Source organism: Pseudomonas folii (genome assembly GCF_014357575.1).
Classification (GTDB): domain Bacteria; phylum Pseudomonadota; class Gammaproteobacteria; order Pseudomonadales; family Pseudomonadaceae; genus Aquipseudomonas; species Aquipseudomonas folii.
On record NZ_JACONW010000126.1, the window covers coordinates 1 to 16,041 of the forward strand.

Annotated in this window: 18 protein-coding genes; 11 read left to right on the forward strand and 7 right to left on the reverse strand. The window is 57.3% G+C overall.

The window, feature by feature from the left end:
* Positions 1-46: 46 nt before the first annotated feature.
* The gene (locus H8S59_RS20810) at positions 47-703 is read right to left on the reverse strand and encodes a thiopurine S-methyltransferase (RefSeq protein ID WP_187522659.1); all 657 of its coding nucleotides are present in this window, start codon (positions 701-703) and stop codon (positions 47-49) included.
* A 103-nt stretch (positions 704-806) separates the two neighbouring features.
* Between H8S59_RS20810 and H8S59_RS20815 the strand changes: the two genes are divergently transcribed.
* Positions 807-1,574 carry a DODA-type extradiol aromatic ring-opening family dioxygenase gene (locus tag H8S59_RS20815; RefSeq protein WP_187522660.1) on the forward strand — a complete coding sequence of 256 codons (768 nt, stop codon included), beginning with the start codon at positions 807-809 and terminating at the stop codon, positions 1,572-1,574.
* Between the two features lie 173 nt (positions 1,575-1,747).
* Here the strand turns inward: H8S59_RS20815 and H8S59_RS20820 are convergent, their stop codons facing one another.
* Complete coding sequence (locus H8S59_RS20820) at positions 1,748-3,424, reverse strand: DEAD/DEAH box helicase (protein WP_095094756.1); 1,677 nt, start codon at positions 3,422-3,424, stop codon at positions 1,748-1,750.
* A gap of 418 nt (positions 3,425-3,842) precedes the next feature.
* Here H8S59_RS20820 and H8S59_RS20825 point away from each other — a divergent pair, with 418 nt between their 5' ends.
* Positions 3,843-4,634 (forward strand): crotonase/enoyl-CoA hydratase family protein, encoded by a 792-nt coding sequence (locus H8S59_RS20825; RefSeq protein WP_187522661.1) that lies wholly within the window; start codon positions 3,843-3,845, stop codon positions 4,632-4,634.
* Between the two features lie 3 nt (positions 4,635-4,637).
* Here the strand turns inward: H8S59_RS20825 and H8S59_RS20830 are convergent, their stop codons facing one another.
* Positions 4,638-5,393, reverse strand: coding sequence for a spermidine synthase (locus H8S59_RS20830; protein WP_187522662.1), 756 nt, complete (start codon positions 5,391-5,393; stop codon positions 4,638-4,640).
* 218 nt (positions 5,394-5,611) lie between these two features.
* On the opposite strand from H8S59_RS20830, the gene H8S59_RS20835 reads away from it, so the two are divergent.
* Positions 5,612-6,958 carry a class II 3-deoxy-7-phosphoheptulonate synthase gene (locus H8S59_RS20835; protein ID WP_087270979.1) on the forward strand — a complete coding sequence of 449 codons (1,347 nt, stop codon included), beginning with the start codon at positions 5,612-5,614 and terminating at the stop codon, positions 6,956-6,958.
* Between the two features lie 112 nt (positions 6,959-7,070).
* Here the strand turns inward: H8S59_RS20835 and H8S59_RS20840 are convergent, their stop codons facing one another.
* Positions 7,071-7,304 (reverse strand): DUF1127 domain-containing protein, encoded by a 234-nt coding sequence (locus tag H8S59_RS20840; RefSeq protein WP_425504595.1) that lies wholly within the window; start codon positions 7,302-7,304, stop codon positions 7,071-7,073.
* A 70-nt stretch (positions 7,305-7,374) separates the two neighbouring features.
* Between H8S59_RS20840 and H8S59_RS20845 the strand changes: the two genes are divergently transcribed.
* Positions 7,375-8,256 carry a LysR substrate-binding domain-containing protein gene (locus tag H8S59_RS20845; RefSeq protein WP_371856727.1) on the forward strand — a complete coding sequence of 294 codons (882 nt, stop codon included), beginning with the start codon at positions 7,375-7,377 and terminating at the stop codon, positions 8,254-8,256.
* On the opposite strand, the gene H8S59_RS20850 is transcribed toward H8S59_RS20845, so the two are convergent.
* Entirely contained in the window at positions 8,246-8,992 is a 747-nt protein-coding gene (locus tag H8S59_RS20850) for a TSUP family transporter (protein ID WP_187522668.1), read from the reverse strand. The two genes, H8S59_RS20845 and H8S59_RS20850, sit on opposite strands and share 11 nt — an antisense overlap.
* A 204-nt stretch (positions 8,993-9,196) precedes the next feature.
* Here H8S59_RS20850 and H8S59_RS20855 point away from each other — a divergent pair, with 204 nt between their 5' ends.
* On the forward strand, positions 9,197-9,664 hold the full coding sequence (locus H8S59_RS20855; protein ID WP_095094762.1) for a MarR family winged helix-turn-helix transcriptional regulator: 468 nt from the start codon (positions 9,197-9,199) through the stop codon (positions 9,662-9,664).
* A gap of 433 nt (positions 9,665-10,097) precedes the next feature.
* The gene (locus H8S59_RS20860) at positions 10,098-10,517 is read left to right on the forward strand and encodes an organic hydroperoxide resistance protein (protein WP_095094764.1); all 420 of its coding nucleotides are present in this window, start codon (positions 10,098-10,100) and stop codon (positions 10,515-10,517) included.
* Between the two features lie 213 nt (positions 10,518-10,730).
* Here H8S59_RS20860 and H8S59_RS20865 read toward each other — a convergent pair whose 3' ends face one another.
* Complete coding sequence (locus H8S59_RS20865; protein WP_027900557.1) at positions 10,731-11,300, reverse strand: elongation factor P; 570 nt, start codon at positions 11,298-11,300, stop codon at positions 10,731-10,733.
* A 97-nt stretch (positions 11,301-11,397) separates the two neighbouring features.
* Complete coding sequence (gene earP / locus H8S59_RS20870; RefSeq protein ID WP_187522664.1) at positions 11,398-12,543, reverse strand: elongation factor P maturation arginine rhamnosyltransferase EarP; 1,146 nt, start codon at positions 12,541-12,543, stop codon at positions 11,398-11,400.
* Positions 12,544-12,661: 118 nt separating this feature from the next.
* On the opposite strand from earP, the gene H8S59_RS20875 reads away from it, so the two are divergent.
* The 5 genes from H8S59_RS20875 (at position 12,662) to dkgB (ending at position 15,788) form a co-directional block, all read left to right on the forward strand.
* On the forward strand, positions 12,662-13,060 hold the full coding sequence (locus tag H8S59_RS20875; RefSeq protein WP_187522665.1) for a hypothetical protein: 399 nt from the start codon (positions 12,662-12,664) through the stop codon (positions 13,058-13,060).
* Positions 13,061-13,063: 3 nt separating this feature from the next.
* Positions 13,064-13,546 (forward strand): GreA/GreB family elongation factor, encoded by a 483-nt coding sequence (locus H8S59_RS20880; RefSeq protein ID WP_187522666.1) that lies wholly within the window; start codon positions 13,064-13,066, stop codon positions 13,544-13,546.
* Positions 13,547-13,668: 122 nt separating this feature from the next.
* On the forward strand, positions 13,669-13,866 hold the full coding sequence (locus H8S59_RS20885) for a hypothetical protein (protein ID WP_027900553.1): 198 nt from the start codon (positions 13,669-13,671) through the stop codon (positions 13,864-13,866).
* Positions 13,867-14,127: 261 nt separating this feature from the next.
* Positions 14,128-14,682, forward strand: coding sequence for a DUF1003 domain-containing protein (locus H8S59_RS20890; RefSeq protein WP_095094772.1), 555 nt, complete (start codon positions 14,128-14,130; stop codon positions 14,680-14,682).
* Positions 14,683-14,984: 302 nt separating this feature from the next.
* Positions 14,985-15,788, forward strand: coding sequence for a 2,5-didehydrogluconate reductase DkgB (gene dkgB, locus H8S59_RS20895; RefSeq protein WP_187522667.1), 804 nt, complete (start codon positions 14,985-14,987; stop codon positions 15,786-15,788).
* Positions 15,789-16,041 lie beyond the last annotated feature (253 nt).

Consider the following 16,041-nt stretch of genomic DNA (forward strand, 5'->3'; position numbering starts at 1 on the left):
GTCAGGTCTGGCGCTTCGTAAACAAGCTCGCTCCTGGTCATACCATTCAGCGTCGAACCATCCGATAAACCCGCTCTTCCAGGCGCTCCACACCGCGCTGCTCAAATTTCACGCTGCCCTTGAGCACGTCGCTGGTCTGCAGTATGTCCAGCTCCCAGTCCTCGGCAAGCAATCGCTGCACCTCCTCGTCCGGAACAGAGAACGGCGGTCCATCAATCTTTGCCTGATCATAATCCAGCGTAATCAACAGGCCCTGACATTGGGCAGGCAATGCTGATGACAGGTGCGCGACATACTCCTCACGCATTACAGGCGGCAAAGCAATCAAGGCGGCTCGATCATAAAGCGCTGTGCACTCGGCAACATCCTCGGCACGCAACGCAAAGAAATCGCCACACCACAATTCGATCCCTTCGCAGCCATACACCTTGAAAGCGCCGTTCTGGCTGATGACTGGCTCCAGTCGTTGCTCACTGAAAAAATCCTGAACTGCCTTTTCCGACAGCTCGACACCCAGTACTCGATTTCCCTGCCCGGCAAGCCAGACCAGATCCAGACTCTTGCCGCACAAGGGCACCAAAACCCGAGCCCCCTGCCCGACCGCGAGTTCCGGCCAGAAGCGCTGGAGCAAGGGATTCACCTGTCGCTGGTGGAAACCAATCTGGTTGGCGGCCCACCGCTCATGCCAAAATTCGGCCTGCATGAATGCTCCTTATAATTCGATCAAAAAGCGCTAAAACTTATATTAGATTTAGATCAATGATCTGACTGAAGATGGAGACATCTTAACGCTCAGGACGCCCGCTATGTTCCCCAGCCTGTTTATATCCCACGGCTCGCCGATGCTTGCGCTGGAACCCGGTGAAAGCGGCCCGGCCCTGGCGCGTCTCGCAGCCGAGATGCCCAGGCCGAAGGCCATTGTTATTGTTTCAGCTCACTGGGAAAGCCAGGAGCTGCTGGTCAACGCTAACCCACAGCCGGAAACCTGGCATGACTTTGGCGGTTTCCCCGCGGCCCTGTTTGCGGTGCAGTACCCCGCCCCAGGCTTGCCGACGCTGAGCACTGAAGTTGCGGGGTTATTGCAGGCTGCCGGACTGCCGGCACGGACGAACAGCCAGCGGCCGTTTGATCATGGCGTTTGGGTTCCTCTGTCATTGATGTATCCCAATGCCGACATTCCGATCGTTCAGGTCTCCCTGCCCAGCAGAGAAGGTCCGGCGCTGCAAACTCGCGTCGGCCGGGCGCTGGCCAGTCTGCGTGATCAGGGTGTATTGATCATTGGCTCGGGCAGCATCACCCACAATCTGGGCGAACTGGATTGGCATGCAGGGCCTGAAAGCGTAGAGCCATGGGCCAAGGCGTTTCGCGACTGGATGATCGAGAAACTGGCCAGCAATGACGAAGCCGCTCTGCATGACTACCGGACAAAAGCACCCAACGCTGCTCGCAATCACCCGAGCGATGAGCATTTGCTACCGCTTTACTTCGCACGCGGTGCCGGTGGTGAATTCAGCGTGGCGCACAAAGGCTTCACAATGGGCGCGCTGGGGATGGATATTTACAGGTTTGGGTGAAGCCACAGACCTGACACCAATCTGTAGGAGCTGCCGAAGGCTGCGAGACGATATTCCTGATGCACCGCCATCGCAGCCTTCGGCAGCTCCTACAGAAGCAGGAAACCCAAACAAAAAAATCCCCGAACCAGTCGGGGATTTTTTTGCTTCAGACGATCAACTCAAAGAGTCGATCAATCTTCGCGATAGCGACGCAGCTTCAACTGCTTGCCTGCAACGCGGGTGTCCTTGAGTTTGGTCAGCAGACGCTCAAGGCCATCTTCCGGCAGCTCAACCAGGCTGAAGCTGTCGCGCACCTGGATGCGGCCGATTGCTTCGCGGGCCAGGCCGCCTTCGTTGAGGATTGCACCCAGCAGGTTCTTGGCAGCGATACCATCACGCGCACCCAGCGCGGTACGGCAACGAGCACGACCTTCGGCCAATGGAACCGGAGCGCGACGCTCACGATCACCACTGCGCTCTGGACGATCCGACGACGAACGATCGCTACGCTCACGCGGTGCGTTGTTCGGCACCAGTGGGCGCTCGCGTTCGATGGCAGCCAGGGTCAGAGCCTGACCGTTGGTAGCTTTGCGCAGCAGGGCAGCGGCCAGGGCGCGCGGGCTGCAACCGATATCGGCAGTCAGACGATCCAGCAGTTCGCCGTGAGTCGACTCGGCATCGCCGACCAGTGGCGACAGGCTGTTGGTCAGTTTCTTGATGCGGGCATCGAGAACAGCCTGTGCATCCGGCAGGCGGACTTCGGCAACTTTCTGACCGGTTACACGCTCGATCACTTGCAGCATGCGGCGCTCACGTGGAGTCACCAGCAGCAGTGCACGACCTTCGCGACCGGCACGGCCAGTACGGCCGATGCGGTGAACGTAGGACTCAGGGTCGTACGGCATGTCAACGTTGAATACGTGAGTGATACGCGGAACGTCCAGACCACGGGCAGCAACGTCGGTCGCTACAACGATGTCCAGGCGGCCATCCTTGAGGGAGTCGATAACGCGCTCACGCTGGTTTTGAGCGATGTCGCCGTTCAGTGCAGCTGCCTTGTAGCCTTTGGCTTCAAGGGCGCTCGCCAGATCCAGGGTCGCTTGCTTGGTACGTACGAACATGATCAGGGCGTCGAAATCTTCGACTTCCAGCAGGCTCAGTACAGCAGAGGTCTTCTGGTCAGCGTGAACCAACAGGTGAGCCTGTTCGATCGCGGTAACGGTCTGGGTCTTGGTCTGGATCTTGACGTGCTTCGGATCGCGCAGATGGCGCTCGGCGATGGCACGGATCGACTGCGGCAGGGTAGCCGAGAACAAAACGGTCTGACGGGTTTCCGGCATGGCCTTGAAGATAACTTCCAGGTCGTCCATGAAGCCCAGTTTGAGCATTTCGTCCGCTTCGTCGAGAACCAGGTGGTTCACGGTAGCGAGGACTTTTTCGTCACGACGCAGGTGATCGCACAGACGGCCCGGTGTAGCGACAACGATCTGTGCGCCATTGCGGATTGCTTTCAGTTGCGGGCCCATCGGCGCACCGCCGTAGACAGCCACAACGGTAACGCCCGGCATTTGCTTGGCGTAGGTTTCGAAAGCGGTGGCCACTTGCAGGGCCAGTTCACGAGTCGGCGCCAGGATCAGTGCTTGCGGCTCGCGCTTGCTTGGGTCGATACGATGCAGGATAGGCAGTGCGAACGCGGCGGTTTTACCGGTACCGGTTTGCGCCTGACCGATCATGTCGTGGCCAGCAAGGATAATAGGGATCGATTGCTGCTGAATGGCCGAAGGCTCTTCGTAGCCAGTCGCGACGACGGCTGCAACAATATTAGGGTGAAGTTCAAGAGCGGCGAAGCCGCCGAGTTCCTGGGTCATGGGTCTGCCTCTAGTGCATCCGCAAAGACCCATGCTCCAAAGCTGCGCGTGCCGTGTACGACCCTAAAGTCACCCTGGCTGCTTTGTCGGCGGGGATTTGCGAAAACGTTTGATGAATGGATCGCCTAGGATAGTCCGCAGAGCGAACAAGCAGCCGAAGCTGGCTTCGGGGAATTGCAATACCTTGACGAGGGTCCTGTTAAAGACCGGCGCGCACTATACCGGAATTACGCAAAAAAGTGAGGATTTTTTTCACTACCAATCATGGCCAATGCCCAAGACCTACAGGCTTTGCGCAAACCGGCAACAGTGTCTATTTTGCAAAGGCCCGGGTTTACGGGAGAAACTGCTTAAACGGTTCACCTTATCAGTCAGACAGTCCGCCTCCGATCCTACTCCACGCGCAGGGACTTCCTACATGACTTCCTCTACAAAAGGCCGTGTCAGCCGTGAACTGCACGACCACGTGATGCTCATCGGCCTGGATCGTGTCGCCAAGCGCAACGCATTCGATCTTGAGCTGCTCAACCAGCTAAGCCTGGCTTACGGTGAATACGAACGTGAGGATCAGGCCCGGGTCCTGGTGGTTTTCGCCCATGGCGAGCATTTCACTGCCGGGCTGGACCTGGCCGAAGCGGGTCCGGCGCTGATCAATGGCTGGCAGGTGCCCGAAGGCGGTTGTGACCCGTGGGGCGTGTTCGCAGGCCCACGGGTTAGCAAGCCGGTGATCATTGCCGCACAAGGTTACTGCCTGACTCTGGGCATCGAGCTGATGCTGGCCTCGGACATCAATTTGTGCGCAAGCACGACCCGCTTTGCGCAACTGGAAGTCCATCGCGGGATCTTCGCCTTTGGGGGCGCCACATTGCGTCTGCATCAGATCGCCGGTTGGGGCAACGCGATGCGCTGGCTGCTGACCGGCGATGAGTTCGATGCCCATGAAGCCTGTCGCATGGGCCTGGTGCAGGAAGTCACGGCCCCGGAAGACCTGCTGCCCTATGCCCTGCTGTTGGCCGGACGCATCGCAGAACAGGCACCACTGGCGATTCGCGCAACGATTGCCTCCGCCCGTCAGGCGGTGCTCGAAGGCGAAACAGTCGCCGCCCAGGCGCTACCGGCCATGGTCAACCGCCTGATGAGCACCGAGGATGCCAAAGAAGGCCTGCTTGCCATGCAAGAGCGCAGGCCCGGCGTGTTCAAGGGACATTGAAGATCAAGTTGCCGGGCGCAGATCCTTGATCAACGACGCCAGCGAGTAACCCAGGCGCGGTGCCAGCTCTTCAGCGCGCGCACTCAGTGATGCGACATCCAGTTCCTGATCCAGGTCGGCAGGCACGATCAGGATAACGTTGCCCTCCTTCACCGGCAGTTCCCAGTAGTGCCGGTGATAAAGGCCGCGCAACAGCGCCGCGCCCAACGGCTTGCCGTCATCCGACGCCCACTGATTGATCACCAGCCAGCCCCCGGAATTCAGACGCTTCTGACAGTTCTCAAGGAATTTCCAGGCCAGATGCCCGACGCCAGGACCGACATCGGTGTAGAGGTCGACGAAAATCAGGTCAGCCGGTTCGGCGGTGTCCAGCAGTTCCAGTGCATCACCGATACGGATATACAACCGCGGATCGTCATCCAGGCCCATGAATTCAATCGCCAGACGTGGCACGTCAGGGCGTAACTCGATGGCTTCGACGTCTTCCAGCGGCAGGAATCTGAGGCAAGCCTGAGTCAGGGTGCCAGCGCCCAGGCCCAGGAACAGCGCGCTTTCCGGGGCTTCGTGACACAACGCGCCAATCAGCATCGCCCGGGTGTAGTCGTACTCAAGCCAGCTGGGATCGGCCGTGAAGGTGCAGCTTTGCTCGATGGCATCGCCGAATTCCAGAAAGCGATAGTCGTCGACTTCCAGCACGCGAATCATGCCGAAATCGTCGTGCACCTCGGCCAGAATCCGCTCCACCCGCTCCTCAGTCATTGCTTCTCCTAGCGGCGAGCCCAAGTCTGGCCTGTTGATGCGGTCGCTGGACCGCGCAAAATGCGAATTGTCAATCAAGCACAGCGTTAAGGTCACGCTCTTTCTCTTTAATTGCCGCCTCTCATATTGGTGCTGGGGCTCCGATCATCCCTTGCTCGCTGGCGACGGCTCGGCGAACTGCTAACATGCCGGTCCGATTGCCTGACCTTGAGTTCATGATGAGCCAACCCTGGAGCCCCGACAGCTGGCGGGCATTGCCTATTCAGCAGCAACCTCAATACCCCGATGCTGCGCATTTGTTGAAGGTCGAGCAGACGTTGGCAAGCTATCCGCCGCTGGTGTTTGCGGGCGAAGCCAGAGAGCTGCGCCGACAGTTTGCCGAGGTGACTCAGGGCCGTGCGTTCCTGTTGCAGGGCGGTGATTGCGCCGAGAGCTTCGTCGAGTTCTCCGCCGCCAAGATTCGCGACACATTCAAAGTCTTGCTGCAAATGGCGATCGTCATGACCTTCGCCGCTGGCTGCCCGGTTGTGAAGGTCGGTCGTATGGCCGGTCAGTTCGCGAAACCCCGTTCAGCCAACGATGAAACCATCGACGGCGTGACGTTTCCTGCGTATCGGGGCGATATCGTCAACGCCATCGGCTTCGATGAAAAAAGCCGCGTTCCGGACCCTGACCGACTGATTCAGGCTTACAACCAGTCCACCGCAACCCTGAACCTGCTGCGTGCCTTCGCGCAGGGCGGTTTTGCCGACCTGCATCAGGTCCACAAATGGAACCTGGACTTCATCGCCAACTCGGCCCTGGCCGAGAAGTACAGCCAACTGGCCGACCGCATTGATGAAACCCTGGCGTTCATGCGTGCCTGCGGAATGGACAGCTCGCCGCAACTGCGCGAAACCAGCTTTTTCACGGCCCACGAAGCGCTGCTGCTGAACTATGAAGAAGCCTTTGTGCGGCGCGACAGCCTGACCAACGATTACTACGATTGCTCGGCGCACATGCTGTGGATTGGCGACCGCACCCGGCAACTGGACGGCGCCCATGTGGAGTTTTTACGCGGGGTGAACAACCCGATTGGCGTGAAAGTCGGGCCAAGCATGAACACCGACGACCTGATTCGCCTGATCGACATCCTCAACCCGGACAATGACCCCGGCCGTCTCAACCTGATCGCCCGCATGGGCGCGAACAAGGTCGGCGACCACTTGCCACAGTTGATCCGCGCCGTTGAACGTGAAGGCCGCAAGGTGCTGTGGAGTTCCGACCCGATGCATGGCAATACGATCAAGGCCAGCAGCGGCTACAAGACTCGGGACTTCGCGCAGATCCTTGGCGAGGTGAAGCAGTTCTTCCAGGTGCATCAGGCAGAAGGCACGTATGCGGGCGGCATCCATATCGAAATGACCGGGCAGAACGTTACCGAATGCATTGGCGGGGCCCGGCCGATCACTGAAGATGGCTTGTCGGATCGTTATCACACCCACTGCGACCCACGCATGAACGCCGATCAGTCACTGGAGCTGGCGTTTCTGATTGCAGAGACGTTGAAGCAGGTAAAGCGCTAGGCCTCAGGCAAACCCAAGACTTGTAGGAGCTGCCGAAGGCTGCGATTGCATACCTTTGACACACCGCCATCGCAGCCTTCGGCAGCTCCTACAAATGCTACAGCCACCAACATCAGCGCTTCATCGGGTCCTTCCAGAAGTGCTGCTCGGCTTCCCGATAGACATCCGCACGGCTCAAACCAAGATCCTTCAAAGCTGCGTCACTCAAGCTCGCCAATTGCCGACGCTGGCGATGCAGCTCTGACCAGCGGGCAACGTGCCTCCTGATGGGCCTGAGCAGGCGCTCGATCCAGGAATCACGGGACCGGGTTTTCAGTACCAGCACATAACCTTTTTGACCTTTCATCATCTTGCCCTCCATGTGGGATGGCTAGAGTCTCGCGCCAGCGTTAAGATCAATCCAACGAATGTTTCTTATGCGCCCCATCTGGGAGATTGATGTATTGGCCAGTTATCCGAGCATCGACACGGAGCTCCTGCGCACCTTTGTGGCCATCGCCGATCACGGTGGGTTTACCCGAGCAGGCGAAGTGGTGAACCGCACCCAGTCGGCCGTCAGCATGCAGATGAAGCGTCTGGAGGAGGATTTGATCCAGCGCCCCCTCTTCCAGAAGGATGGACGCACCGTCAGCCTGACGATTGAGGGGCAAGTGCTACTGGGTTATGCCCGGCGGATCCTGAAGCTGCATGGAGAGGTCTTCAACACCCTGCGCGAGCCGCATATGGTGGGCGTGGTGAAGATTGGCTCACCGGACGATTACGTCATGCGTTTTTTGCCCGGCATTCTCCAGCGTTTTGCACAGGCCTATCCGTTGGTGCAGATTGAAGTGCACTGCGAACCCTCCAGACAATTGCTCCTGCGTCAGGATCTGGACCTGAGTATCGTCACCCGCGAACCCGGCACCGAGATCGGCCAAATCCTGCGTCAGGAGCGATTCGTCTGGATGGTCGCTCAAGGCTTTTATCCTCATGAACAAAATCCGGTGCCTTTGGCGATGTTCAACACCGACTGTTTTTGCCGGACGTGGGCCTGCAATGCCCTGGACACCATGCAGCGCGATTATCGGATTGCCTACACCAGTGCGAGTCTGGCGGCTATCAGCGCAGTGGTGACAGCCGGCCTGGCCGTGACCGCCCAACTGGAAAGTCTGCTGACCCCGGATTTACGCATTATCGGCGAGGCAGAACAGATGCCCCAGCTACCACTGGCGAGCATCGTCCTGCTGCGTAATCCGAAAAATCCTTCACCGATCACTGAATGCCTGGCCGAACACATCGCCGAAGGCTTCAGGCTTTAAAAGCCAGGATCACCGCACAGACCACCAAAAAGCCGCAGAACAACGAGCGCAGCAAGCGCTCGGGCAGCGAGTGCGCCAGCTTGACGCCCCAACTGATGCTGGCCAGCCCACCCACAGCCAGGGGAATGCCCATGCTCCAATTGACGTGGTCATGCAGCGCGTAGGTAAACAGGGTGATGGCAGTACTCGGGGCAGCCAGCGCCAACGCAAGACCTTGAGCTACCACCTGACTCGCACCAAAAAAACTGGTCAGAATCGGCGTCGCAATCACCCCGCCACCGACGCCGAACAGGCCTCCGGTGACGCCCGACCCCATCCCCAGCAACCAGAGCCGGTTGACGTGGCGCAAGCCGGTACTGGCGTGATCTTTGCGCCAGAACATCTGCGCGAGATTGAAGACCGTGAGCAAAATCAGAAAGGCAATGAACGCTACACGCATGTGCTGCGGATCGAGGCGTACCGCCCACAACGATGTCAGCCACGCCAGACAGAAACTGGGGATGATCAACATCATGGCGTTGCGCATGGAAATGCGATTGCGCTGGTTGTACCGCCACAGCGCCAACAGCACGTTGGGCAATACCATCAACAAAGCGGTGCCTTGGGCCAGTTGTTGATCAAGCCCGAACAGCACGCCTAGAGCGGGAATCGCAACCAGGCCACCGCCAATACCGAACAACCCACCCAGAGTGCCCATGGCGGCACCCAACGCTACGAACATCACCACTTCAATCACGCCGCAATCCCTTCTCAAACAATGCGCGCATGCTACGCAGTCTGGCTGCTCAGGCAAATAACCGATGTGCGCTATCACCCAGGTTTCATGCCCGCGATCGCGAGCCATCGCTGGCTGCATGCAGCGACTGCCGGAATTTATCTGGCGCATCAAAGATCACGGCACTAAATTGTCGGCATGACACACGCAAAAGAGGAACACCCCATGAGCGCTGACGCCAGCTCCACTGCCGACAGTAACTGCCAAGCGTTGCAGCTCGACAACCAACTGTGTTTCGCCCTCTACTCCACGTCCTTGCTGATGACCAAGGTCTACAAACCACTGCTGCAGGCGCTAGGCCTGACGTATCCGCAGTATCTGGCGATGATGGTGCTCTGGGAACAGGACGGCTTGACCGTTGGCGACGTCAGCACCCGGTTGCTGACAGATCCGGGCTCCCTGACGCCGCTGCTCAAGCGCCTGGAAGGTGAAGGTCTGATCAGCCGTACCCGCAGCAAGGAAGACGAACGTGTGGTGCTGCTGCACCTGACCAAGCAAGGCCGGGCCTTGCAGCAAAAAGCCCTGACTGTCCCCGGCTGCATCTTGTCCGCCAGCGGCCTGGAGATTGAACAACTGCAAGCGTTGCAAGGTGAGCTGCTCAAGCTTCGCGAGAATCTGCAGGGCAGTGTTTAAGGACGTTTCCCTCTGGCTGGCCAACCATTTGATGCAATTTCTGCAGGATTCATTTCAATTCAGCGGTCTGCATGCAGTTTGATAAGAGTTTGCCCGGTCTCCCTGACACTATGCTGTCGCGCAGCAAACTGGGACCTGTAGGAGCGCGCTTGCCCGCGATTGCGCCAGCACAGACGATATATTTATCGACTCACAGACCGAATCGCGGGCAAGCGCGCTCCTACAGACAAAATCATTCCAAATCAGTTAGTTATATCCGTTTGACAAGAGCGAGCCTGAATCCAGATTTAAAATTCAAAATATTATCTTGCGCGCAAACTATTTGCGCGATACATTTATTTCGTACCCGTTAGCGCATACCTTTCCAGCGCAAACAGACAAGCTTTGAACGACCCGATCACTACGATTTCCCGATCTTGAATGAGGTGACACCATGGATACGCTTTACACTGGCATCGCAACTGCAACCGGCGGCCGTGATGGTCGTGCTGTTTCCAGCGACAACATCCTCGACGTGAAACTCTCCACGCCAAAAGAACTGGGCGGCGCAGGTGGTGCAGCCACCAACCCTGAGCAACTGTTCGCTGCCGGTTACTCGGCCTGCTTTATCGGCGCGCTGAAATTCGTCGCCGGTCAAAGCAAGCGCAGCATCCCGGCTGACGCCTCGATCACGACCCATGTCGGCATTGGTCAGATTCCTGGTGGTTTCGGTCTGGATATCGACCTGAACATCAACCTGCCGGGTCTGGAACAAGCTGATGCCGAGCAACTGGTTGAAGCCGCTCACCAAGTGTGCCCGTACTCGAACGCTACTCGTGGCAACGTTGATGTGCGTCTGCACGTAACCGTGTAATCGTAACGGGTCCCGTTGCCGCCACTTGGCCGAAACCCGTAGGAGCGAATTCATTCGCGAAGAGGCCAGTACAGCCGACACGTTTCTGTTGGCTAATACATAGCTTTCGCGAATGAATTCGCTCCCACAAGGACAGCCATGTTCGTTCGACAAGCGCCCACAAAAAAGCCCGCATCGCTGCGGGCTTTTTTGTGAACGCGGTAAAAGCTGTGCTTATTTAGCACGGCCTTTGTAGGAACCGCCTTCACGGGTATCGATCTCGATGCGATCACCGATTTCGATGAAATCAGCAACCTGCAGTTCGGTACCGTTGGCCAGCTTGGCAGGCTTCATCACCTTGCCGGAAGTGTCGCCACGAGCCGAACCTTCTGTGTAGTCAACGACGCGAACGATGGTGGTTGGCAGCTCTACGGAAACCAGACGCTCTTCGAAGAAGATCGCTTCACAAACGTCGGTCATGCCTTCTTCCACGAATGGCAGAACGGCTTCGATGTCTTCAGCGTTCAGCTCGTACATGGTGTAGTCAGTGGTGTCCATGAACGTGTAAGTGTCGCCGCTGATGAAGGACAGGGTCGCTTCTTTGCGGTCGAGGATTACGTCGTCCAGTTTGTCGTCAGCGCTGTAAACGATCTCGGTCTTGTAACCGGTCAGCAGGTTTTTCAGCTTGGTCTTCATGATGGCGCTGTTACGACCGGACTTGGTGAATTCAGCTTTCTGAACCAGCCAAGGGTCATTTTCAAGACGAATCACGGTACCGGGTTTGAGTTCTTTACCAGTTTTCATTGCGTATATCCGAATTTGGATGGAATTTGCCGAGGCTCTGTACGAGAAACCGCTTCGCGCGTGTCACGCGAAGGTCTTTTTCGTACAGAGCCTAATCTCAAGGCCGCGTATCATACGAAACTCCACAAAACAGTACCAGCGCCGTCGCAAGATCAGCATGGGAAGCTTGTTGCAGACACCAGCTTTCACCGTGCTCCGTGATCTCTGACCAGTGCCCAAGCAGCGCTTGCCAGCTTTCAGCGCCCTTCTCCCCCGCATTCCAGCTGCGCCAGAAACCGCTCAATGCCTGTGCAGCCTCGTGCGAGAGCCCTGCAAGGTAATGTTCCAGAAAGGCATCGAGCTTGACCCAGTGAGCGTCATCCTCCTGCTCATAAATGTGCCAGAGCAACGGCCGCCCCGCCCATTGCGCTCTTACGAAAGAGTCTTCGCCGCGTACCACGTTGAAATCACAGGACCACAAAAGACGGTCGTAATCCTCCTGTCTGACGAACGGCAGTACCTGAACCGTCAATGCCCCGCGCGTTTCCTGTGCCCCTGCCTGAAGCGAGTCGACTCCAAGCCAGCGTTGCAGATCTCCCACAATGCGGCCTTCCGGTACCAATAAATGGCTCGCCTTGCTGTCGGTCGCCAACGCGTCGAGCCAGGCGCCGATGCCTGGGTTCTCGTAGGCAAATACCGAGATCAATCGCGTGCCATCGTCAGGGGTAACCCCAAGCCCTTGCAGGAAATGGCTGCGCTCTGCTCTGTTCTGCTGAAACCCTTGACGTGTGGCAAGCAGCTCGCGCTCTCGCAACAACCCACCAGTGGTCGGAACAAAGCCCGGAAAGAAAAAGAATTTGCGCACACCGTTGGATTGCACCGACGGAAGGCCATGGCAACCGCTCACCCAATCCTCAGCACTGAGGTATTCCAGATTGATCCATACCGGACGCGGCGAACTTTGTGCAATGGCATCCACGTAATCGGGCGGCAGACGGCAGGCGAACGCTTCGATGATTACATCGGCAACCTCGGTGGGCTGCCAGTCTTCAGGCCAGTGATGGACACTGACCCCTTCCCGCCACTGCTGCGCGGCCGAGGCATCAGCGCCGGGGCACAGGCGCACGAAGGCAGCCAGATCATCGACCCACAGGCGCACCTTCAGACCATGCTCGGCCACCAGTTGCCGGGCCAGACGCCAGGTCACACCGATGTCACCGTAGTTGTCGACGACGCTGCAAAAAATGTCCCAAGAGGCTTTCATGTCCGGCTCCCTGAGGCTGGATGATAAAAAACGCCGATTGTCCTTCAGACAACCGGCATTCACCAGCCTCTGCTCATGGCACAATCGCAGCATCTGCAGTCAACGCCGAGATCCTGCCATGCCTACTCAACACCGCCGCGAGCTGAATGTTTCCCTTCATCCGTTGAAACTGATCGCCTGTATCGCCATCGGTATCTGGCTTGGTTTTGTCGCAGTAGCGCTGACCGGCATGCTGTTCTACAAAGCCTTGCCTGCGGCTGAGACCCAGGTGATCAATAACGCCGCCGCACAACTGAGCTCGCCGCCCGTCGAAAAACCTGCGCCCGCTGCGGAAAAAACCATGTTCGAAAAGTATGAGCAAAGCCTGCGGGAAAGTGAGGCTCGCCAAGCGTGGGAACAGGCTCAGGAACAACAGCAAAGAAACTTCAACGGCCCCAAATGCAACTTCTGGATGCAGCAGGACCGCACCGCTCCCAGCGAAAAAAGCCGCGCCAATGTCATCCAGTTCTGCGGATAAACCATGAACAAGCAAGACGTGTTGCATCTGATCATCGACAAATTAGAGGTGGACCTGGATATCGCCCAGCGTGCTGCGCAGACCGCCTATGAAACCGCGACCCACGAAGAAAACATCGCCGAAAACAAATACGACACGCTGGGGCTGGAAGCCTCTTATCTGGCAGCGGGTCAGGCGCGGCGAGTAGAGGAAATTCGCCAGTCGCTGATGCTCTATCAAAAGCTGACGCTTGCGCCATTCAACGAGCACAAGGGTATTCAGCCCGGCGACCTGATCACATTAGAAAATCACCTGGGTGTTGAGCAGCATCTGTTTCTGGGACCCGATGCCGCTGGTCTGAAGATTCAATACAGCGAGCACGCCATTACGGTGATTACCGCCCGTGCGCCATTGGGCCAGAGCCTGCTGGGTAAACAGGCGGGCGATGAGCTGGAAATTCGCGTCAATAGCAGCAGCCAAACCTTCGAAGTCACGCAGATAGTGTGACCGGCTATTCATTTGCAGGGTTGATCGCTCCAACTTTTTCTGGGTATGGTGGCTTCGTCGCCACATAAAGTGACCGGGACTACATAACCGGAAGCAAGGACTCACTAAGTAGGAGATATTTCATGACTAACGTCATTGCTTTCCCTGACGCCCATGAACGTGATCGCCTCAAGTCAAGTGACCACCCTGGGCTGAGATACCTGAACAAGAAAGAGCGACTGCTGATCGACCAGTTACGTCAGACCAGCCATGCAGGACGTCAGTACGTCTATGACTACGCAGCCATTATGTCGCTGTCCAAGCCCTTGCATCCGGATTGATTCCGCCCAGGCTCATAGGGGACGTAAATCCTATGGGAGAGCCTATGCTTGCCCGCAGCTCATGACGTGGGACCGGTTTTAGCCGGGAAAGCGGTATTACTGACGACCCGTTTTCAGTGATGGTTCCGGCCTCTTCCCGGCTGAAGCCGGTCCCACGACATCACGCCAACAGCGGGACCGCATCTCCCGGCGAACCCTTGACACCCCAATCCCGCGCAAGCGCCTATAGTGGGCGCACGTCCCGGTAATGTGGAAACCGTCATGAACCCCGCTGGATCTGAACACGACCACTCTGAACCGCACACCACCGCCGAATCGGCCGTCAAAAAAACTGTCGATCATCTGCGTTTCCACAAGCACCACGCGCACCTTGCCAGTACGTTTGGCAACGATAGTTTTGCCCTCAAGGCGGAGGCCTTTGCCCGCTTCTTTGGCACGCCCGCGTTTCTCGGCGCGCAAACCGTCATTGTCTTGCTCTGGGTGATTTGTAATGCCACGGGCCTGACTCAATTCGATCTGTACCCGTTCATCCTGCTCAACCTGGCATTCAGCCTGCAATCGGCCTACGCCGCGCCGCTGATTCTGTTGGCTCAGACCCGCCAGTCAGCGCGCGATAAAGCCAATGCCGACGCTGACGCCCAGCACCGCGAAGATCTGGCAGCGCAAATGCTCTCGTTGCTGGAACAGAACACTCGCCTCACCGAGCTGACCAAGTCGCTGACTGAACGCGTCGAGACGCTAACCTCGGACATGCACAAGCATTTCGTGAAACGCGACACCGTTGAAAGCGGCAAAAAGCCAATATTGGATATTTGAACTAAACCCTTGGTTGTAGGAGCTCACGAGCACCGCGAGGCAGCGATGGCGGTGTGTCAGACAGAACGCTATCGCTGCCTCGCGATGCTCGTGAGCTCCTACAGTTCCAATCGAGATCTCTCTCACACGCTGAACAATCAAAATCTTGAACCCTGCATGCCTTCTATTGACCAACCTTACACGCTCATTCGTGACGCGCAGGCAAATATCCCTTTCCCGTTGCACTGTTTTTCTCCGCAGTCCGAGCCGGGATACTGAGCTCACGTCTTGTTTGTTTGAATCAATTTGAAGGAGCACCACACATGTCTATTCCAGCATTCGGCCTCGGTACTTTTCGCCTCAAGGATCAGGTTGTCATCGACTCGGTCACCAACGGCCTCGAACTCGGTTATCGGGTCATCGACACCGCTCAGATCTATGGCAACGAAGCCGAAGTCGGTAAAGCGATTGCCGACAGCGGCGTGCCTCGTGAAGAGTTGTTCATCACCACCAAGATCTGGACCGACAACTTCGCCGCAGACAAGCTAATCCCGAGCCTCAAGGAAAGCCTGGCGAAACTGAAGACTGATCATGTGGATCTGACACTGATTCACTGGCCTTCACCAGAAGGCAAAGTCTCGGTCAAAGAATTCATGACCGCTCTGTTGGAGGCGAAGCAGCAGGGCCTGACCAAACAGATCGGCATTTCCAACTTCACGATTGCGCTGATGAAGGAAGCCATCGAAGTGGTGGGCGCCGAGAACATTGCCACCAACCAGATTGAGCTGCATCCGTACCTGCAAAACCGCAAGGTGGCTGATTTTGCCAAACAACACGGCATTCAGATCACGTCTTACATGACATTGGCATACGGTGAAGTGCTGAAGGATCCAGTGATCGAACAGATCGCCAAACGCCACAATGCTTCGACCGCACAAGTGACGCTGGCCTGGGCGATGCAACTGGGTTATGCGGTGATCCCGTCGTCGACCAAACGCAGCAATCTGGAAAGCAACCTCAAGGCTCAGGATCTGAAACTGAGCGACGAAGACATGGCACAGATCGCAGCGCTTGATCGCGGCCACCGCCTGACCAGCCCCGCTAGCCTTGCGCCTAAGTGGGATTGATCAGAACCTGACCTGGAATGCGCGATCCCTGTGGGAGCTAGCTGTCTCTGACACAACGCTGTCGCGAAGCAAACACAGGCCTGTAGGAGCGCGCTTGCCCGCGATGACGGTCTGTCAGCCAATAAATATATCGGCTGTGCTGACGCTATCGCGGGCAAGCGCGCTCCTAAAAGTTAAAAATCCTTAAATCAGTTAGTCGAATATTTTTTGATTGAAGCTACGGTGTCCATGTCACCGCGCTGTCTCGCGGTAA

What these genes read in the sequence shown, in the direction of transcription:
- H8S59_RS20875 (WP_187522665.1), top strand. Translation starts at nt 12,662, where the DNA reads ATGCCTACTCAACACCGCCGCGAGCTGAATGTTTCCCTTCATCCGTTG.
- dkgB (WP_187522667.1), top strand. Translation starts at nt 14,985, where the DNA reads ATGTCTATTCCAGCATTCGGCCTCGGTACTTTTCGCCTCAAGGATCAG.
- H8S59_RS20840 (WP_425504595.1), bottom strand. Translation starts at nt 7,304, where the DNA reads ATGAAAGGTCAAAAAGGTTATGTGCTGGTACTGAAAACCCGGTCCCGT.
- earP (WP_187522664.1), bottom strand. Translation starts at nt 12,543, where the DNA reads ATGAAAGCCTCTTGGGACATTTTTTGCAGCGTCGTCGACAACTACGGT.
- H8S59_RS20820 (WP_095094756.1), bottom strand. Translation starts at nt 3,424, where the DNA reads ATGACCCAGGAACTCGGCGGCTTCGCCGCTCTTGAACTTCACCCTAAT.
- H8S59_RS20865 (WP_027900557.1), bottom strand. Translation starts at nt 11,300, where the DNA reads ATGAAAACTGGTAAAGAACTCAAACCCGGTACCGTGATTCGTCTTGAA.
- H8S59_RS20855 (WP_095094762.1), top strand. Translation starts at nt 9,197, where the DNA reads ATGAGCGCTGACGCCAGCTCCACTGCCGACAGTAACTGCCAAGCGTTG.
- H8S59_RS20845 (WP_371856727.1), top strand. Translation starts at nt 7,375, where the DNA reads ATGCGCCCCATCTGGGAGATTGATGTATTGGCCAGTTATCCGAGCATC.
- H8S59_RS20815 (WP_187522660.1), top strand. Translation starts at nt 807, where the DNA reads ATGTTCCCCAGCCTGTTTATATCCCACGGCTCGCCGATGCTTGCGCTG.
- H8S59_RS20830 (WP_187522662.1), bottom strand. Translation starts at nt 5,393, where the DNA reads ATGACTGAGGAGCGGGTGGAGCGGATTCTGGCCGAGGTGCACGACGAT.
- H8S59_RS20885 (WP_027900553.1), top strand. Translation starts at nt 13,669, where the DNA reads ATGACTAACGTCATTGCTTTCCCTGACGCCCATGAACGTGATCGCCTC.
- H8S59_RS20810 (WP_187522659.1), bottom strand. Translation starts at nt 703, where the DNA reads ATGCAGGCCGAATTTTGGCATGAGCGGTGGGCCGCCAACCAGATTGGT.
- H8S59_RS20860 (WP_095094764.1), top strand. Translation starts at nt 10,098, where the DNA reads ATGGATACGCTTTACACTGGCATCGCAACTGCAACCGGCGGCCGTGAT.
- H8S59_RS20835 (WP_087270979.1), top strand. Translation starts at nt 5,612, where the DNA reads ATGAGCCAACCCTGGAGCCCCGACAGCTGGCGGGCATTGCCTATTCAG.
- H8S59_RS20880 (WP_187522666.1), top strand. Translation starts at nt 13,064, where the DNA reads ATGAACAAGCAAGACGTGTTGCATCTGATCATCGACAAATTAGAGGTG.
- H8S59_RS20890 (WP_095094772.1), top strand. Translation starts at nt 14,128, where the DNA reads ATGAACCCCGCTGGATCTGAACACGACCACTCTGAACCGCACACCACC.
- H8S59_RS20825 (WP_187522661.1), top strand. Translation starts at nt 3,843, where the DNA reads ATGACTTCCTCTACAAAAGGCCGTGTCAGCCGTGAACTGCACGACCAC.